Genomic DNA, 17,389 nt, shown 5'->3' on the forward strand with positions numbered 1-17,389 from the left:
CGATGAGTCAGGCTCATCGAGGTCTCGTATTAGACGCCACCCATGCCGAGGTCGATCAGCGCCTCGGCGAGGGCATCCACCTGATCCTGCGTATGGGCCGCCGAGAACGCCACCCGCAGCCGGGCCGTGCCCGCCGGGACCGTAGGGGGGCGAATCGCCACCACGAGGAAGCCGCGTGCCTCGAGGGCCGCCGATAGGGCCAGGGCGGCGGCCGCCTCCCCCACCAGGATCGGCACGATCGGGCTCGCCGCCTCGGGCAGGCCAAGGCGCGCGGTGAAGCCGCGGGCCAGGGCCAGGGGCCGGGCCGCGCGCTCGGGCTCCGCCTCGACGATCTCCAGCGCCCTCAGGGCCGCAGCGGCCGAGGCCGGCGGCAGGCCCGTCGTGTAGACGAAGCTGCGGGCCCGGCTGGTCATCAGGTCGATCACCGCCTGCGACGCGCAGAGATAGCCCCCGTAGGACCCCAACGTCTTCGACAGCGTCCCCATCTCGAGGGGCGCGCGGGCGCCCGCCTCCACCACGCCGAGGCCGTGGGCGTCGTCCACCAGGGTCCAGGCCTCGTGCTCCGCCGCGACGGCCAGGATATCGTCGAGCGGCGCCCGGTCGCCGTCCATGCTGAAGACTCGCTCCGTGAGGATCAGCGCCCGTTCGTGCCGCCCGCGCCGGGCGCTCAAGATGGCGCGGAGATGCTCGACGTCGTTGTGTCGGAAGCGCAGCATCGTGGCGCCCGAGATCTGCGCCCCCGCGAACAGGCAGGAATGGCCGAGGGCATCGACGAGGACGAGGTCCTTCGATCCGGTCAGCGCCGGCACGATGCCCAGATTGGCCATGTAGCCGCTGCCGAAGACCAGGGCGGCCGCCTTGCCCTTGTGCGCGGCGAGCCGCCCTTCGAGCGCCGCGAGCACGGGGTGGTTGCCGGTGACGAGGCGCGAGGCGCCCGCCCCGGCCCCGTAGCGGGCCAGCGCCTCCTGGCCCGCCGCGATCACGCGCGGATCGTCGGAGAGGCCGAGGTAGTCGTTGCAGGAGAACGACACCAGGCTCCGCGCCCCCCGGCGGGCGGCGGTGCCGGGACCGCGCTCCGTCTCGACGAGGCGCCGGCGCAAGGCGCGGGTCTCCAGATCGGCGAGGGTCCTGCGGGCGAAGGCATCGAGGCTGGCGGACGCCGAGTCGGCAGGCTTTGATTCGGCGGCCTTGGAGTCGGAACCGGGCGTCGGGATCGGCATGGACATGCCGTCCGAAGGGGACAACCGGTCCGGTCTTGTCAAGGCGGACGGGAGATCGCGCCGCCGTGGCGGGGAAGGCCCGGGCAGTTAACCGCTTCGCAATGCGATCCGGCGTAGTTTCCCCGTCAAGGGGCGCTCCACGCTTGGCGCACCGGCATATTCCTGGAGAGACGCGCGCCCGGAGAGCCGCGCGCCTCGCACCGGCCCTTCTGACGGAGCACACCGACCCATGGCCCTCGATCTCGGCATGCCGATCCTCGTCGTCGACGATTATCAGACGATGGTCCGTATCATCCGCAACCTCCTGAAGCAGCTCGGATTCGAGGAGGTCGACGACGCCTCCGACGGCACCGCCGCCCTGGCGCGCCTGAAGAACCGCAAGTACGGCCTCGTGATCTCCGACTGGAACATGGAGCCGATGACGGGCTACGAGCTGCTGCGCCACGTGCGTGCCGACGAGGCCCTGCGCACCACCCCGTTCATCATGGTCACCGCCGAGTCGAAGACCGAGAACGTCATCGCGGCCAAGAAGGCCGGCGTGAACAACTACATCGTCAAGCCCTTCAACGCCGCGACCCTGAAGAGCAAGATCGAGGCGGTCTGCGGCGCCTGATCGCCGCGCCCCGAGCAGATCCCGCAACGACATTGGAGAGCGGAACGCGATGGCTCTTGCCAAGCAGGTGCGGAAGGCCAACCCCACCCCGGAGAAGCCTTCCCTGATCCGCGAACTCGTGGAGATCGCGGAATACATCGCCCACATGCGCCGCGAGATCGCCGCGCTCCGCGCCAACGAATTCACCCGCGACCGCCTGCCGATGGCGCACGAGGAACTCGGCAGCGTAGTGGCCGCCACGGCGGGCGCCACGAATTCCATCATGAACGCGGCCGAGGAGATCCTCGGCCTGCCGGACGACGGGAACTACCGCGCCGCCGTCGAGGAGCGGATGAACGACATCTTCGAGGCGTGCACCTTCCAGGACATCACGGGCCAGCGCATCTCCAAGGTCGTCGAGGCCCTGCGGCAGCTCGAGACCCGGCTCTCGCGCTTCGCCAACGCCGTCAAGGCCAAGGACGAGGGCGGCCTCGATCCCGGCGAGGTCGAGCGTCAGGTCCGCAAGGAGCTGCTGATGCTCAACGGTCCTCAGATCAACGGCCCGGCCGTGGCCCAGGACGAGATCGACGCGCTCTTCGCCTGAGCGCGCCCCAGACCCATCACCAGACCAGGCGCTCGATCACCGCATCCGGCCGCACCGCCTGGGCGTCGAGCCAGTGCGCGATGTCGCCGAGGCTCGCCTGTTCCGCCGAGACCCCGAGCTCCTCGGCATGGATGCCACGCGCCACCAGCAGGTTCGGGATCCCGAAACCGACGGCGCCGGCGATGTCGGTACGCAGCGCGTCGCCGACGGCCAGGACCCTGGCTGCGTTCGGCGGCGTGCCCGCATCGAGGGTTCCCGCCATCGCCATGGCCGCCTCGTAGACGGGACGGTGCGGCTTGCCCGCATAGGCCACCTGTCCTCCCAGCGCCTCGTAGGCCTCCGCGAGGAGCCCGGCGCAGGGAATGAGCTGGCCGCGGCGCTCCACCACCAGATCGGGATTGGCGCAGATCATCGGTACGTCGCGCGCGCGCAACGCCGCCAGGGTCGCGCGGTAATCGTCCGCCGTCTCGCAGGTGTCGTCGAACAGGCCGGTGCAGACGACCCGCTCGGCCTCTGCGGCCGGCACCAGGGTGAGGTCGAGGTCGGCGAAGATCGGGGCGTCGCGCTCAGGACCGAGATGGTGGATGCGGGCCCCCGGATGCGCGGCGATCAGGCTGCGGGTGAGGTCGCCCGAGGTCAGGATCGCGTCATAGGCCGCGCGCGGAATGCCGAACCCGTCCAGGATCTCCCGCACGCCGGGCCAGGGCCGGGGGGCGTTCGAGACCAGGATCACCCGGCGCGGGCGCCCCGCCCCGGGCAGGGCGCGAAAGCGCATCAAGGCGTCGCTGGCGCCCGGATGGGCGTTGGTGCCGTCGTGCAGGACGCCCCAGACGTCGCACAGGATGAGATCGACCCCCTCGGCGATGGCCGCGAGACCGCGCAGGGTCGGGACGTGTCCCGGCGCGGGGGAACGGGCGGGCATGTCGGTCATCGGGCGAGCCTGGATCGGGGGGCGGGCATCGGGCAGAGGCCGACCGGTTAGGCGGGACGCCGGGCAAAATCAAACGCCGGCCCCGGGGATTTCAGCCGGCGCGCCGCAGGAAATCGCGGAACGGGCGGCGCTGCGGCGGGGGCTCCGGGTCCTCGTTCGGCGGAGGGGCGGGCTCCGGCGCCTCGGGCGGGGGCGCGTTGAGCACCTCGGCGCGCACGACCCGGGCCGGCGCGAAGACGCTGCCCTGCGCCATCGGCACCTCGAGTTCGATGAGGTCGGGCACGTCCGCCTCGCGCTCCACGCCGTCCGCGACGAGGCGGATGCCAGCCCGCGCGAGGGCCGCGACGAGATCTTCCAGGGCGATGTCGGGCATGGCCTGGCGCGAGGACGGCCGCAGCAGGAGGTCGGCGGGCACCTTGACCTGGGAGACGCCCCGGTCGGCGAGCGCCAGGGGATCGAGGCGCAGGTCGAGGGGACGGTCGAGGATGAATCCGATCCGGCCACGCAGGTCGGCCAGGGCCCCAGCCTGCTCGCCGTCGAGGCTGCGCCAACTTGCCTGCGGCAGGGCCAGCATCACCCGCCCCGACAGGTCCGGCACGCCCTCGACGAGGCGGCCGAGCGACCGCAGGAAACCCGGCTCGAACAGCGAGCGCGGCGAGAGCCCGTAGGCCACCGCCGCCTGGCTGCCGCGCCCGGCAAGATGCCGCGCGATGGTGGCGACGCGCTGCAGGGTGCGGCGATCGAGGTCCGTGGTGCGCCCATGGCGCTCCAGCACGGGCACGAAGGCCTCCGGCGCCAGGGTCTCGCCCGACAGGCGCAGGCGCGCCAGGGCCTCGTAGGACACCACCTTGCGCTGGGGCAGCGACACGATCGGCTGGAGATGGACCTCCAGGCCGGGACCGTCGAAGGCGGCCAGGATGGCGGCCTCGCGCGCGGGGTCGTGGTCCGGAGGGAAGGACCGGCCGAGGGCGCGGGGAGTCCAGGGTGCCGAGGGTGCCAGCGGCACCGAGGCGGCCTCCGGGCGCTGGGACGGCGGGCTCGCGGGTTCGGGCGCCGGCGCGCGCGCGGGCATTGGCGGAGCGGGTCGAACGGAGACCGGCGCGGGCGGCGGCGCGGCCTTCAGGCCGGCGATCTCGCCGTCCTGCGCGGCTACGACGGCGGCGAGTTCACGCACGATGCCACTGAGGAGGCCGATCTCGGCCGTGACCTCCTCGATCCCGGCACTGAGATGGCCGGTATCCGGCGCTGTCGCTCCGGCCGCGCCGGTTCCACGCGCATCGGCGGCGCGCACCTGCTGCTCGGCGATGGCGCGGGCCACGGTCTCGATGCGCATCAGGCGCTGGGACAGGACGTCGACCTCGCTCGACAGCTTGTCGCAGCGGGCGGCGAGCCGCCCGGCGCGCAGCTGCGCGACGAGACCGAGCATCAGGCCGAGGGCGGCGAGCCCGAGACTCGCGCCGAGGGGTGAGAAGACCGCCAGGGGCCCGAGAAGACAGAGCCCGAGAAGGCTCAAGGCCCAGAGGCTCGTACGCCGGCCGACGATCCGGGCCATCGAAATACGCGATCCTCGAACGCAGGACACACTTCGGTGCGGAAGACACGTCGGTGCAGAAAGCACTGCGGTGACGAGACCGGCCGTGCCGGTGCCCCTTTTGTTGCCGAGACGCGCAGCGCCCACAAGGGATGTGCGGACACGGTAAACCGATTTTCGCGACCTGTGTCCTGTACTTCGGCGCATCCTCGCGACGGAGGCGAGCCTTGCATCGGGCGGCGCCGGCGCCAGAATGAGTAGGGTCTCGACGAAAGCCCCGGAGCGCACCTCATGGACGCGACGCCATCGGACCTTCTGATGCAGGTGGAGGGCATGACCTGCGACGGCTGCGCGGCGGCAGTGCGCCGGGCGATCCAGCGCCTCGACCCGGACGCCCGGGTCGCGGTCGACCTCGACCACGGCCGCGTCGCGGTGACGACGACCGCTCAGGCCCTCAGCGTCGCCGAGGCACTGACCGGGGCCGGATACACGGCGAGTGCCATGACGGGCTGACACAGGCCTGATCCAAAACAAATTTTTGCCTGCAAATTCAAAATTTCCGACGCGCTTTTGCTTGTCCCATCGCGCAAACTGATGCGATCGATGACGCGTGGCCGCTCGGCCGATCCGCACGGCCCAACGTCGGCGGATCCGGTCCTGGCGGCGATACGACGAACGCCAGCGGACGGAATCCGGCCTCGCGCCGGCTCGGACGCACAAGAACAATCCGGGAGAAACGCAACAATGCCCTCAGATATCGAGATCGCGCGCGCGGCGACCCTTCAGCCGATCACCGAGGTCGCCGCCAAGATCGGCATCCCGGACGACGCGCTGCACCACTACGGCAAGCATATCGCCAAGATCGACCATGCCTTCATCAAGTCCCTGGAGACCAAGCCGGAGGGCAAGCTCGTCCTCGTGACGGCGATCAGCCCGACTCCGGCGGGTGAAGGCAAGACCACCACCACGGTCGGCCTCGCGGACGCGCTCAACCGCGTCGGCCAGAAGACCGTGGCGTGCCTGCGCGAGCCCTCGCTCGGCCCCTGCTTCGGCATGAAGGGCGGGGCGGCCGGCGGCGGCAAGGCTCAGGTCGTGCCCATGGAGCAGATCAACCTGCACTTCACCGGCGACTTCCACGCCATCACCTCCGCGCACTCGCTCGCGGCCGCACTCATCGACAACCACGTCTACTGGGCCAACGAGCTCAACATCGACGTGCGCCGCATCCACTGGCGCCGGGTGGTCGACATGAACGACCGGGCCCTGCGGGCCATCACCCAGTCGCTGGGCGGCGTCGCCAACGGCTTCCCCCGCGAGGACGGCTTCGACATCACCGTCGCCTCCGAGGTCATGGCGGTGTTCTGCCTCGCGCGCGACCTCGACGACCTGGAAGCCCGCCTCGGCCGCATCGTCATCGCCGAGACCCGCGACCGCAAGCCGGTGACGCTCAAGGACGTCAAGGCCACGGGCGCGATGACCGTGCTCCTCAAGGACGCGCTCCAGCCCAACCTCGTCCAGACGCTCGAGGGCAACCCCGCCCTCATCCACGGCGGCCCCTTCGCCAACATCGCGCATGGCTGCAACTCGGTGATCGCCACCCGCGCGGGCCTCAAGCTCGGCGACTACGTGGTGACGGAAGCCGGCTTCGGCGCCGATCTGGGCGCGGAAAAGTTCATCGACATCAAGTGCCGGCAGGCCAGCCTGAAGCCCTCGGCGGTGGTCATCGTCGCCACCGTGCGCGCCCTCAAGATGCATGGCGGCGTCTCGAAGAAGGAACTCGGCTCCGAGAACCTCGACGCCCTGGAGAAGGGCTTCGCGAATCTCGCCCGGCACGTGACGAACGTGCGCAGTTTCGGCCTGCCCGTGGTCGTCGGCGTCAACCACTTCTACGCCGACACCGATGCCGAGCACGCCAAGCTGAAGGAGCTCTGCCGCGACAAGCTTCAGGTCGAGGCCATCACCTGCAAGCACTGGGCGGAGGGCGGCGCGGGCGCCGAGGAACTCGCGCACGCCGTGGTCAAGCTGGCCGAGGGCGAGCAGAAGCCCTTGAGCTTCGTCTACGAGACCGAGACCAAGCTCACCGACAAGATCCGCGCCATCGCCACCAAGCTTTATGGCGCCGGCGACATCCAGGTGGAATCGAAGGCCGCCACCAAGCTCGCCCAGTTCGAGAAGGACGGCTACGGCAACCTGCCCGTCTGCATGGCCAAGACCCAGTACTCGTTCTCCACCGACCCGACCCTGATGGGCGCGCCCTCCGGCCACGTCATCGCGGTGCGCGACGTGCGCCTCTCGGCGGGGGCCGGCTTCGTCGTGGTGATCTGCGGTGAGATCATGACCATGCCGGGCCTGCCCAAGGTCCCGGCCTCCGAGGGCATCCACCTCGACGCCAACGGGCAGATCGAGGGATTGTTCTAGCCAGCGTGAGCCCTCTCCCGCCCGCGGGAGAGGGCTCCGGCGCACGTCGCGTGATCCGGCCGCCGGGCCATGCTAGCGGGGATCGCATGATCCCCGACGCCGGCAGGCCCGCATCATGATTCCCTGGGTCGTCCTCGACACCGCCCCCGTCCCGGGCGGTTCCGACCCCTTGCGGCTGTTGCAGCGGGGTACCGAATTCTCGATCCAGCTCGGCCACAACGAGCTGATGAACAGCCGGCTCAGCGGCTCGGAGGAGGCGCTGGCGACCCTGACCGCCGGCCGGCTCGGGAGCCGCCGGAACCCGTGCTGGCTGATCGGCGGCTACGGCATGGGCTTCACCCTGCGGGCCGCCCTCGACGCGCAGCCCGGGGAGGCCCGGATCGTGCTGGCCGAACTGGTGCCGGCGGTGCTGGATTGGGGGCGCGGCCCGCTGGCGACGGTCTCGGAGGCGGCGCTCGCCGATCCGCGCGTCGAGGCGCGCGTGGCCGACGTCGCCGACGTGATCCGCGCCGGGCGCGGCAGCTACGACGCGATCCTGCTCGACGTCGACAACGGCCCCGATGGCCTGACGCGGCGTGCCAACGACCGGCTCTACGATGCCGCCGGCCTCGCCGCCGCGCGGGCGGCCCTGCGTCCCGGAGGCGTTCTCGCGGTCTGGTCGGCCCATCCCGACCCGGCCTTCACCCAGCGGCTGGCGCGGGGCGGCTTCCAGGTCGAGGCCGTCGGCGTGCGTGCCGGGCGCTCGCGCGGGGCGCGTCACACCATCTGGCTCGCCGAGCGACCGGCCCGGTGACGGAACCTCAGGCGGAAGCGGACCGGCGCTCGCGCTGCCGGCTGAGGCGGGTCGCGCCGTAGATCTCGGCGAGATGCCACCGGGCGGCCTTGACCGGCGGCGCATTCCGCTCGTCGCAGGCCGCCGCGATGACGCGCAGGGCATCGGCCACGCAGCGTTCGAGGCGTGCCTCGGCCGGCCGGCTCGAGGGACGGGTGGTGTGGGTAATCTCGCTCTGGTCCATGTCTTGAGCCCCGCGTCGGCGAGCCCGTCCTCTGGCGGAACGGGTCTCGGCCGCGAGCATCGACAGGCGGCGGGGCGGCAACATGGCAGCTTGGCCGTAAGCCTCCGAGAGGATCGGCGACGGGCGCGGGAACGCCCCGGGGCTCAGTCGCGGCCCTGACCCTCGTTGAACTTGTCGCGGCAGACATAGCCGACGAAGCACTTCGGATCGTCCCGCGTGATCTCCCAGGAGGGCTGGGTGGTTTCCGGCAGCGGGCAGAACCCGCCGTCGCGCACGAAGCGCGCGTAGGTCACCGGCCCGGTACTCAGCACGATGGCGCCGGCCCGGGCCACCAGCGCGCTGGCTTCGACACAGGTCATCGCCCGTGTGTCGGGGCGCGTCTGGGACTGGGCGACGCCCGGCAGGAGCGCGGCGCAGGCGATAAGGGCGGACAGGCTCCGCCGCGAAACGTCCGTCATGATGCGATCCCCCGGCCAGCCTCGGACGGGAGGAACCCGTCGGGGCGGCACGTTGCGCGTGACGATAGCCTGCGGACCGGACCCGGCAAAGCCGAGACTCACGCCGCCGTGAGGGCGAGGGTGAAATCCACCGCCTCGGTGACGCCCTCCTGCCACAGGGAGGCTGGGGTCGGACGCGCGAGATGGAGGGCGCCGTCCGCCTCGCCGCCGGTGATGCGCAGGCTGGCGCCGACCTTGGAGGCAAGCCCCCGCATCGGCCGGTTCCAGGCCAGGCAGCGCACGTGCAGGTCGCGAACCCCCCGATTGCGGGCAGCGGCGGCGATCCGCCGGAAGAGCGCCTGCCCGAGGCCGTTGCGGCGAAACGCCTTCTCCACCGCGAAGGCGGCTTCCGCCTCCGTGCCGAGAACGAAGCCGGGCGGCGGCGCGGAGGCGGGACGCAATTCGCCGAGGCCCCGCAGGGTGCCGTCGACGAAGCTGCCGAACATCAGGCCCTCGGCATTCATCGCGTTGCGCGCATAGGTGACGGCAGCCGCGTCGCTCAGCGCGCCCATGAAGCGGTTGGCGCGGGTCTCCGGATCGAGCCGCAGGAAGTAGGATTCCACGGCCGGGCCGTCGTTGGGCCACAGGCGGCGGACGATGGAGTGCAGGGTCGGGTGGGTATCGGGCATCGGGTGCCGGTCTCCGGTTTCAGGGCGCGCAGGGCGCGCCGGTTCCGGGCGTAGCCTCCCTCAAGGCATGTCGGATGTGGCATCGCTGCCAACTTTGTGCAATGCAGCAAAATGACCGGGTGCCGTGCGCCCGGCCCCGGAACGGGGTCCGGGGCTTGATCCGGCGGGGTGGCCGCGTCAGACCGGCTTGCCCGCCGGCCGCCCGATCCCAGCCCGCCGATTCCTTCGCGAACAGGTCGCCCACACCGTGAACGCCCCCTCCTCCTCGGGCCCCGAGCCGTCGAGCCAGGCCAAGGCCGGGCCCGTGTCCCCCGGCCCGGTCGCCGATCGCTATGAGGCCCTGGTCCGCGCCGCGACCATCGAGCGCGACCCGGCGCAGATCCATCTCGTGCGCGCCCTCGACCGCCTGGTGCAGGAGCTCGGCCGACGCAAGCGTGCCCGCAAGGGCAGCGCGCTCGGCTGGCTGTTCGGCCGGCGGGACGATGCCGCGACGCCGCCCCGGGGGCTCTACATCTGGGGGTCGGTGGGGCGCGGCAAGACCATGCTGATGGACCTCTTCCACGAGGCCGCCCCCGAGCCGAAGCGCCGGGTGCATTTCCACGGCTTCCTCGCCGACGCCCACGAGCGCATCCACGCCCACCGCCAGGCGCTGAAGGCCGGCACCGCCAAGGGCGACGACCCGATTCCCGTAGTCGCCGATGCGCTCGCCGACGAGGCGACGCTGCTCTGCTTCGACGAGTTCACCGTCACCGACATCGCCGACGCGATGATCCTCGGCCGCCTGTTCGGCGCCCTGTTCCGCCGGGGCGTCACCGTGGTGGCGACCTCCAACGTCGAGCCCGACCGGCTCTACGAAGGCGGCCTGAACCGCGCCCTGTTCCTGCCCTTCATCGCCGAGTTGCAGGAGCGCGTGGAGGTGCTCCGCCTCGATTCGCGCACGGATTTCCGGCTGGAAAAGCTCGGAGGCGCCTCCGTCTACCACGTGCCCGCGGATGCGACGGCGGCGGCGGCGCTGGCCACCGCCTTCAAGGGTCTGACCGGCAAGGCGAAGGGCCGGCCCGCGACGCTCCGGGTGAAGGGGCACGAGGTCGCCGTGCCCGAGGAGACGGGCGGCGTCGCCCGCTTCGGCTTCGCCGACCTCTGCGCCCAGCCGCTCGGCGCCTCGGACTACATGGCGGTGGCCCGCGCCTTCCACACGGTGATCGTCTCGGACATCCCCGTGATGGGACCGGAGAACCGCAACGAGGCCAAGCGCTTCATCACCCTGGTCGATACCCTCTACGACGCGCACGTGAAGCTCGTCGCCTCGGCCGCGGCCGAGCCGCAGGACCTCTACACCGCCACCGAGGGCCGCGAGGCCTTCGAGTTCGACCGCACGGTCTCGCGCCTGATCGAGATGCGCTCGTCGGAATACCTCGCCCTGCCGCACGGGGCCGGTGATTCCGGGGCGAGCGGCGCCAGCACCGGGCTCGTTGAGACCTGAGGCGCCGACAGACGGTTCTTCTCGCATCCAGGCCTCGGGCGGGCGAGAGAACGCGCGACTCCGCTCTTTGGGTCACACGATCTTCTCCGGCCCGTGCGCAACGGCACATGAGAGCCGGATCGATGAATCCGTGACGGATGACCGGGCGGGTGTCCGGTTGCGCTGCAACGGACCCAGCGTTTAATTGTATTCATTCCGAGGTACGGGGCGTGGGGGCTTCGTGCGCTGCGACGGCTCTTTCGAAGAGCCGGATCCGCCGCCGTGTCTCAGGACCCTTCCGGGGGGTGGCTCGATGCCCCCGACGCCCGACATGTGACCCCAACGGCTTCCCGCCGGTTGATGGGTTGGCGTGAGCCCGATCCCGACCGGCCCTTGGCCTGATCCATGACAGGATACACCGATGATCAAACTGACCGTAAACGGAGCTGAACGCAGCTTCGACGGCGACCCCGACATGCCGCTGCTGTGGTACCTGCGCGACGAGGTCGGGCTGACCGGAACCAAGTTCGGCTGCGGACAGGCGCTGTGCGGCGCCTGTACCATCCACGTGGGCGGCACCGCCGTGCGCGGCTGCGTCACCCCCGTCTCGGCCGCCGAGGGGCAGGCCGTCGTCACCATCGAGGGCCTGTCGCCGGACGGCAACCACCCGGTCCAGGTGGCCTGGCGCGATCTCAACGTGGCGCAGTGCGGCTACTGCCAGTGCGGGCAGATGATGCAGGCGGCCTCCCTCCTCACCGATACCCCGAAACCCACCGACGCGCAGATCGACGAGGCGATGAGCGGGAACCTGTGCCGTTGCGGCACCTACCCGCGCATTCGCGCCGCGATCCACCAGGCTGCCGGCAATCCCCCCAAGGGAACCGCGCCCGCCGCGAACAAGGGAGAGCGCCTGTGATCCACGAAGCTCAGACCATGGCGGATCTCGCCAACCCCACCGTCGAGGCCGGCCCGAGCGCGCTGGCCAATGTCAGCCGCCGCGCCATGCTCGGCGGCATGGGCGCCCTCGTGCTGGCCCTGTCCTGGCGGGACCCGGCACGCGCCGACGACAAGAAGGACGAGCCGAAGAAGTACGGTGCCGATGCCATGCCGCATGGCTGGCAGGACGATCCGAAGGTCTTCGTCGCGATTCAGCCCGACGGCACCGTGACGGTGACCTGCCACCGCGCCGAGATGGGCCAGGGTGTGCGCACCTCCATCGCCTTCGTGGTGGCCGACGAACTCGAGGCCGACTGGGCGAAGGTGAAGGTCGCCCAGGCCTGGGGCGACGAGGCCCGTTTCGGCAACCAGGACACCGACGGCTCGCGCAGCTTGCGCCACTTCTTCCCGCACCTGCGCCACGCGGGGGCCGCGGCCCGGGCCATGCTGGTCCAGGCCGCCGCCAAGCAGTGGGGCGTACCGGCGGGTGAGGTGAAGGCCGAGAACTCGGTCCTCACCCACGCCAAGTCGAAGCGCACCCTGGGCTACGGCGAGGTCGCGGCGGCCGCCGCCGAATTGCCGGTGCCGGCCCGCGAGAGCGTCGTGCTCAAGAAGCCGGAGGCCTTCCGCTACATCGGCAAGGGCAAGATCGGCCTCATCGACAACCACGACTTCACCACCGGCCGGGCGATGTACGGCATCGACACCCGCCTCGAGGGGATGCTCTACGCCCTCGTCGCCCGCCCGCCCGTCTTCGGCGGCAAGGTGAAGAGCGTCGACGATTCCGAGGCGAAGAAGGTCGCGGGCGTCGTCAAGATCTTCACCATCGACGCCCCCGAGATCCCTTCCGAGTTCCAGCCCATCGGCGGTGTCGCGATCATCGCGAAGAACACCTGGGCGGCGACGAAGGCCCGCGACGCCCTCAAGATCACCTGGGACGACGGCCCGAACGCCGGTTACGACTCCGTCGCCTTCCGGGGCGAACTGGAAAAGGCGGCGCGCGCGCCCGGCAAGGTCGTGCGCGACCAGGGCGATGTGGCCGGCGCCATGGCCAAGGCCAAGACGAAGCTGGAGGCCGAGTACTTCGTGCCCCACCTCGTCCAGGCCCCGATGGAGCCGCCGGCCGCCACCGTGCGGATCAAGGACGGGTTCTGCGAGGTCTGGGCCTGCACCCAGGCCCCCCAGGCGACGCATGACCGGCTGGCCAAGAAGCTGAACCTGCCCGCCGACAAGGTGCGGGTGAACGTGACGCTGCTGGGCGGCGGCTTCGGCCGCAAGTCGAAGCCCGACTACGTGCTGGAGGCAGCCCTCTGCAGCCAGGCCGTGGACGGCGCGCCGGTCAAACTGATCTGGACCCGCGAGGACGACCTCCACCACGGCTACTACCACACCATCTCGGTGGAGCGCCTGGAGGCCGGGCTCGACGACAAGGGCATGCCGGTCGCCTGGCTGCACCGCTCGGCCGCGCCCACCATCGGCTCGATCTTCGCCCCCGATCCGAAGCACGAGCTGCCCTTCGAGCTCGGCATGGGCCTGACCAACACGCCGTTCGCCGTGCCCAACATCCGCCTCGAGAACCCGGCGGCGGACGCCCACGTGCGCATCGGCTGGTTCCGTTCGGTCTCGAACATCCCGCACGCCTTCGCGATCCAGTCCTTCGTCGCGGAACTCGCGCACGCGGCGGGACGTGACCCGAAGGAGTACCTGCTGGCGCTGATCGGCCCCGACCGGGTCATCGACCCGACCACCATCGGCGACGTCTGGAACTACGGTGAGGACCCGGCACGCTACCCGATCGAGACGGCGCGCCTGCGCAAGGTCATCGAGGCGGCGGCCAAGGGTATCGGCTGGGGCCGCAAGATGCCGAAGGGCACCGGCCTCGGCATCGCCGGCCATTACAGCTTCGTCACCCACACGGCGGTGGCGGCGGAGGTAGCGGTCGGCCCCAAGGGCGAGGTGCAGGTCAAGCGCGTCGACATCGCCGTCGATTGCGGGCCGCAGGTCAACCCGGAGCGGATCCGTTCGCAGATGGAAGGCGCGGTCGTCATGGGCATGGGCCTCGCCCTCTCGGCCGAGATCACCTTCAAGGACGGGCGCGCGCAGCAGAACAACTTCGACGGCTACGAGATCACCCGCATCGACGCGGCGCCTAAGGAGATCCACGTCCACCTGCTGCCGAACCCGGACTTCAACGCGCCGCTGGGCGGCGTCGGCGAGCCCGGCGTTCCCCCCGTGGCTCCGGCGATCGCCAACGCGATCTTCGCCGCCACCGGCCGCCGCATCCGGCAATTGCCGATTCGCGACCAGCTGAGCGCCTGAGCGAAGACCCTCGCGCGGAAGGCCCTTCCTCGGAAGGGCTCTCCGCGAAGGCCGTGAGAATTCGAGGCGCAGGACGGTTTCGCGCCGTCCTGCGCCTCGATTCAGTTCCGGCCGACACGCCCGTGCCGATTCGGGCCTGGCCCGCGAACGGTTTTCTTAAAACAGACCGGGAGCCCTGCCGCGCTTCGGGAGGTTGATCCCGCAGAGAAGGCGGCCCGGTAAGGCCAGGCCCCTTCCGAATCAAGGACAACACTCCATGACGCGTTTCGTGTGGCCCGCTGCCGGGTGTCTCGTCGCCGGTTTCCTCGCCGTGGGTCTGGCGCCCGCCCTCGCCTCCCCCTGCGGCGACCGGATCGCCAAGCTCGAGGGACCGGTGAAGGATCTGGCCAAGGAGGCGATCTCCGCCAATACCAGCGGCAAGGCCACGGCCAGCGCCCGGGGCGGCCAGGGTGTCACGGGGAGTGGCGGCGGCACCTCGGCCGAGACCGCGCCCCCGGAGAAGTCGGCGGAGGCCGGACAGGGCGGCGACAGGGCGACCCAGGCGAAGGTGGCCCTCGACGAGGCCCGCACCGCCGACAAGAAGGGCGACGCCGAGGCCTGTGGTGCGGCTGTCGATCGGGCGCAGAAGCAGGTGGACAGCGCGCCCTGAGGACGTCGGCTCCGGTGCTCGGCACCCAGGGCTCAGTGAGGAAGCGCCAGCCCCGTGATCGGGGCTGCGACTGGACACACGGGGCGGTTGAACCTGTCCGCCCCGCTTTTAAAGGCCCACGATCAGGCGCTGACGACGGCGGCGAGGGCGTGGTCGTTGCCGTTCAGACCGGCGCAGAGATCGTCGATTTCGGCAAGATCAAGGGCTTCGCCGGACTCGCTGGCAATCGCATCGATCAAGTGATCCTGATGCGGATTAAAGGGATGCCCCTGCAGCCTATAGAATTGATAGTACCGAAGCGCAGCCAGGACAGCATCGCGTTCTCGATCTGTAATGGTAATATTCTGCATGTCGGATTTGTTTCCCGTGATTGGTTGCGGGATATCGAAAAACAACCGCTCTGCGGCGCCGTGAGCTTGGGTGTTGTAAGCGAATTTTGAGGGATTCGTCCACAACCGGAAACCCTTCGTTAGCCATCCGAACACCGTCCAAATGACATCCCTGCACCCCAAGTGTTTGGTGCGGCGCCGTTTCCGGAACACGCCCCGGCCCGAGGTTTTTTTTACGGCCCCGCTTGCCGGAAATGCGATTGACAACCTTTGATAAGACGGCAACGCAACCGTGCGGTCGCGGCCCCCGGATGCATCAAATTATCCTTAACTTGCGTCTGTCAGGCTGAGGACTCAGTCGGCCGCATTCCACCCATGCGGGATGCCGACCGGCGCGGCCGGGGTCCCTTCCATGCCAAAGACCCGAAGCGACTGCTCACCCAAGGCGGAGGCCACGCGCTCCGGCCCTCCGCCGCTGAACGCCGGTATCCGGCGCCACCTCGGCCTCAGCCTGCGAACGTTCTACGCCGAGATCCTGTCGGAGCCGCCGGGCGCCCGGATCGAGGCGCTGCTCGCCCGCCTCGGAAAGCCGCAGCGCTGAGAGTCCGATCGGATCGCGCAGCCCCCCTGCCAGGGCCGTACCGCAGTGTGATCCGTTTACCGCGTTGGGCGCGCTTCCGCATGAGCGTATCAAGAATTCACTGACGATTCAGGCGATGGCCGCTAGGAGACGGACATCGGATAAGCGCATCCCCCGCTGCGCTCTCCACCGCTCCCCCTTGCAAAGCAGTCCCATGACCGTGCTCGCCCTCGTCGTCGTCGGCAACATCCTGCTGGCCTCACTGTTCTCGCTCATCGCCGTCGCGGCGGACTGAGCCTGCGGAGCGATCACGCGGAAACCTGAGTGCTGCGCGCTCAGATCTTCCACCCCTCCGCTTCACCTTTTGATCCGCCGTGATCGGCCGACCCGTCGCAGCACGGATCGGCTCGCGCTGATTCGGCACGTGCGGGTCCGCCATGGCGGCACGGCGTCCCCGGTGGAGGGGTTCGCGCATCGGCCGCCCGCGCCGAGGGATGCACGCGCCCGGCCCGCAGGGCTTCGGGCAGCCGCAGGGCTTCGGGCAGCGAATGGCGCGACAGCGTACCGGCATGCTCGCCTTGCATCCCCGAAACGCGTGAAAAGCGCGAAAATGTCCTTTCTATAGAACCATCACCGCGCAAACAGGTTCTTCTGCCTCGGCCAGCCTGCGGAGGATGCCGTTCTCCGTCGCAGGAAAATCGTTCCGGATCAGCCGCAGAGTGGGGAACGAAGCTGCTCGGACCGCCTTATCTCGTCCAGTCGCGACGCTTGACAATGTTCGTTAAAACGAACGAAACCCGCGTCACCGGGGTCGTGAGACGCACGCTTACGCTCCGGCTGCGCAAGCCAGATTCGGAGCCCCCCCCGTGAGCGAGACCTCTTTCCGGCCCACCGGACGCACCCGCCGCCACGCGATCCTCCTCGGCGCGAGCCTCGCCGCCGCCCTGCTGGCCCCCACCCTCGCCTGCGCCCAGACCGAACTTCTCAACGTCTCCTACGATCCGACTCGTGAGCTCTACCGCGAGATCAACGCCGCCTTCTCCGAGGACTGGAAGGCCAAGACCGGCGAGACCCTCACCGTGCGCGCGGCCCATGGCGGCTCGGGCTCGCAGGCCCGCACCGTGATCGACGGCATCCCGGCCGACGTGGTGACCCTCGGCATCCCGTCCGATATCGACGCGATCAGCCGCATCTCGAAGAAGATCCCGGCGGACTGGCGCACCAAACTGCCGAACCAGGGGCTGCCCTACACCTCGACGGTGGTGTTCCTCGTGCGCAAGGGGAACCCGAAGGGCGTCAAGGACTGGGGCGACCTGGTGAAGCCCGACATCAAGGTCATCACCCCCAACCCGAAGACCTCCGCCGGCGGCCGCTGGAACTTCCTCGCCGCCTGGGGCTACGCCTACGAGCGCGACGGCAAGGACGCCGACAAGGCCAACGCCTTCGTGGGCGAGGTCTACAAGAACGTCCCCGTCCTCGACACCGGCGCGCGTGGCTCCACCGTGACCTTCGCGCAGCGCGGCCTCGGCGACGTGCTGCCCACCTGGGAGAACGAGGCCTATCTCGTCTTCGAGGAATTCGGCCGCGACAAGTTCGATGTGGTCGTGCCGCCGACCTCGATCTACGCCGAGCCGCCGGTCGCCCTGGTCGACGTTGGCGTCGACCAGGGCGACCGG

General features: G+C 70.2%; 18 protein-coding genes. 11 read left to right on the forward strand and 7 right to left on the reverse strand.

Annotation, left to right across the window (positions count from 1 at the left end; all coding sequences use genetic code 11):
- Window positions 1–29: 29 nt before the first annotated feature.
- The gene (locus tag MFF30_RS02695) at window positions 30–1,220 is read right to left on the reverse strand and encodes an aminotransferase class I/II-fold pyridoxal phosphate-dependent enzyme (protein ID WP_238276234.1); all 1,191 of its coding nucleotides are present in this window, start codon (window positions 1,218–1,220) and stop codon (window positions 30–32) included.
- 229 nt (window positions 1,221–1,449) lie between these two features.
- Between MFF30_RS02695 and MFF30_RS02700 the strand changes: the two genes are divergently transcribed.
- Both MFF30_RS02700 and MFF30_RS02705 read left to right on the forward strand, forming a co-directional pair.
- Window positions 1,450–1,833, forward strand: a complete 384-nt coding sequence (locus tag MFF30_RS02700) for a response regulator (protein WP_018046001.1) — start codon at window positions 1,450–1,452, stop codon at window positions 1,831–1,833.
- 49 nt (window positions 1,834–1,882) lie between these two features.
- Window positions 1,883–2,416, forward strand: coding sequence for a protein phosphatase CheZ (locus tag MFF30_RS02705; RefSeq protein ID WP_238276236.1), 534 nt, complete (start codon window positions 1,883–1,885; stop codon window positions 2,414–2,416).
- A gap of 16 nt (window positions 2,417–2,432) precedes the next feature.
- On the opposite strand, the gene MFF30_RS02710 is transcribed toward MFF30_RS02705, so the two are convergent.
- Together MFF30_RS02710 and MFF30_RS02715 are read right to left on the reverse strand one after the other, a co-directional pair.
- Window positions 2,433–3,347: a TIGR01459 family HAD-type hydrolase gene (locus MFF30_RS02710; protein ID WP_238276238.1), complete on the reverse strand. Its 915-nt coding sequence runs from the start codon at window positions 3,345–3,347 to the stop codon at window positions 2,433–2,435.
- 91 nt (window positions 3,348–3,438) lie between these two features.
- Window positions 3,439–4,899 (reverse strand): EAL domain-containing protein, encoded by a 1,461-nt coding sequence (locus MFF30_RS02715; RefSeq protein WP_238276240.1) that lies wholly within the window; start codon window positions 4,897–4,899, stop codon window positions 3,439–3,441.
- 270 nt (window positions 4,900–5,169) lie between these two features.
- Between MFF30_RS02715 and MFF30_RS02720 the strand changes: the two genes are divergently transcribed.
- The 3 genes from MFF30_RS02720 (at window position 5,170) to MFF30_RS02730 (ending at window position 8,089) form a co-directional block, all read left to right on the forward strand.
- The gene (locus MFF30_RS02720; RefSeq protein WP_238276242.1) at window positions 5,170–5,391 is read left to right on the forward strand and encodes a heavy-metal-associated domain-containing protein; all 222 of its coding nucleotides are present in this window, start codon (window positions 5,170–5,172) and stop codon (window positions 5,389–5,391) included.
- A 231-nt stretch (window positions 5,392–5,622) separates the two neighbouring features.
- The gene (locus tag MFF30_RS02725; RefSeq protein ID WP_238276244.1) at window positions 5,623–7,296 is read left to right on the forward strand and encodes a formate--tetrahydrofolate ligase; all 1,674 of its coding nucleotides are present in this window, start codon (window positions 5,623–5,625) and stop codon (window positions 7,294–7,296) included.
- Between the two features lie 115 nt (window positions 7,297–7,411).
- A complete protein-coding gene (locus tag MFF30_RS02730) occupies window positions 7,412–8,089 on the forward strand; it encodes a polyamine aminopropyltransferase (protein ID WP_238276246.1) in 678 nt (225 codons plus the stop codon).
- 7 nt (window positions 8,090–8,096) lie between these two features.
- Here the strand turns inward: MFF30_RS02730 and MFF30_RS02735 are convergent, their stop codons facing one another.
- From MFF30_RS02735 to MFF30_RS02745, 3 genes are all read right to left on the reverse strand, one after another.
- Window positions 8,097–8,312, reverse strand: coding sequence for a hypothetical protein (locus tag MFF30_RS02735; protein WP_238276247.1), 216 nt, complete (start codon window positions 8,310–8,312; stop codon window positions 8,097–8,099).
- A 143-nt stretch (window positions 8,313–8,455) separates the two neighbouring features.
- Window positions 8,456–8,770 carry a hypothetical protein gene (locus MFF30_RS02740; RefSeq protein ID WP_238276249.1) on the reverse strand — a complete coding sequence of 105 codons (315 nt, stop codon included), beginning with the start codon at window positions 8,768–8,770 and terminating at the stop codon, window positions 8,456–8,458.
- Window positions 8,771–8,868: 98 nt separating this feature from the next.
- Window positions 8,869–9,438: a GNAT family N-acetyltransferase gene (locus MFF30_RS02745; RefSeq protein ID WP_238276251.1), complete on the reverse strand. Its 570-nt coding sequence runs from the start codon at window positions 9,436–9,438 to the stop codon at window positions 8,869–8,871.
- A 304-nt stretch (window positions 9,439–9,742) separates the two neighbouring features.
- Here MFF30_RS02745 and zapE point away from each other — a divergent pair, with 304 nt between their 5' ends.
- The 4 genes from zapE (at window position 9,743) to MFF30_RS02765 (ending at window position 14,804) form a co-directional block, all read left to right on the forward strand.
- Window positions 9,743–10,921, forward strand: a complete 1,179-nt coding sequence (gene zapE, locus MFF30_RS02750) for a cell division protein ZapE (protein ID WP_283205852.1) — start codon at window positions 9,743–9,745, stop codon at window positions 10,919–10,921.
- Window positions 10,922–11,321: 400 nt separating this feature from the next.
- Window positions 11,322–11,816, forward strand: coding sequence for a (2Fe-2S)-binding protein (locus MFF30_RS02755; protein WP_238276255.1), 495 nt, complete (start codon window positions 11,322–11,324; stop codon window positions 11,814–11,816).
- Window positions 11,813–14,155 (forward strand): xanthine dehydrogenase family protein molybdopterin-binding subunit, encoded by a 2,343-nt coding sequence (locus MFF30_RS02760; RefSeq protein WP_238276257.1) that lies wholly within the window; start codon window positions 11,813–11,815, stop codon window positions 14,153–14,155. The genes MFF30_RS02755 and MFF30_RS02760 overlap by 4 nt, the downstream gene beginning before the upstream one ends.
- A gap of 256 nt (window positions 14,156–14,411) precedes the next feature.
- Window positions 14,412–14,804 (forward strand): hypothetical protein, encoded by a 393-nt coding sequence (locus tag MFF30_RS02765; RefSeq protein WP_238276259.1) that lies wholly within the window; start codon window positions 14,412–14,414, stop codon window positions 14,802–14,804.
- A gap of 122 nt (window positions 14,805–14,926) precedes the next feature.
- On the opposite strand, the gene MFF30_RS26055 is transcribed toward MFF30_RS02765, so the two are convergent.
- Window positions 14,927–15,154: a hypothetical protein gene (locus MFF30_RS26055; protein ID WP_306424555.1), complete on the reverse strand. Its 228-nt coding sequence runs from the start codon at window positions 15,152–15,154 to the stop codon at window positions 14,927–14,929.
- A 391-nt stretch (window positions 15,155–15,545) separates the two neighbouring features.
- Between MFF30_RS26055 and MFF30_RS02775 the strand changes: the two genes are divergently transcribed.
- On the forward strand, window positions 15,546–15,734 hold the full coding sequence (locus tag MFF30_RS02775; protein WP_238276263.1) for a hypothetical protein: 189 nt from the start codon (window positions 15,546–15,548) through the stop codon (window positions 15,732–15,734).
- A gap of 893 nt (window positions 15,735–16,627) precedes the next feature.
- Window positions 16,628–17,389: sulfate ABC transporter substrate-binding protein (locus MFF30_RS02780; protein WP_238276280.1), on the forward strand; the 762-nt coding region annotated here is incomplete at its 3' end.

This window comes from Methylobacterium goesingense, from assembly GCF_022179225.1.
GTDB classification, from domain to species: Bacteria; Pseudomonadota; Alphaproteobacteria; order Rhizobiales; family Beijerinckiaceae; genus Methylobacterium; species Methylobacterium goesingense.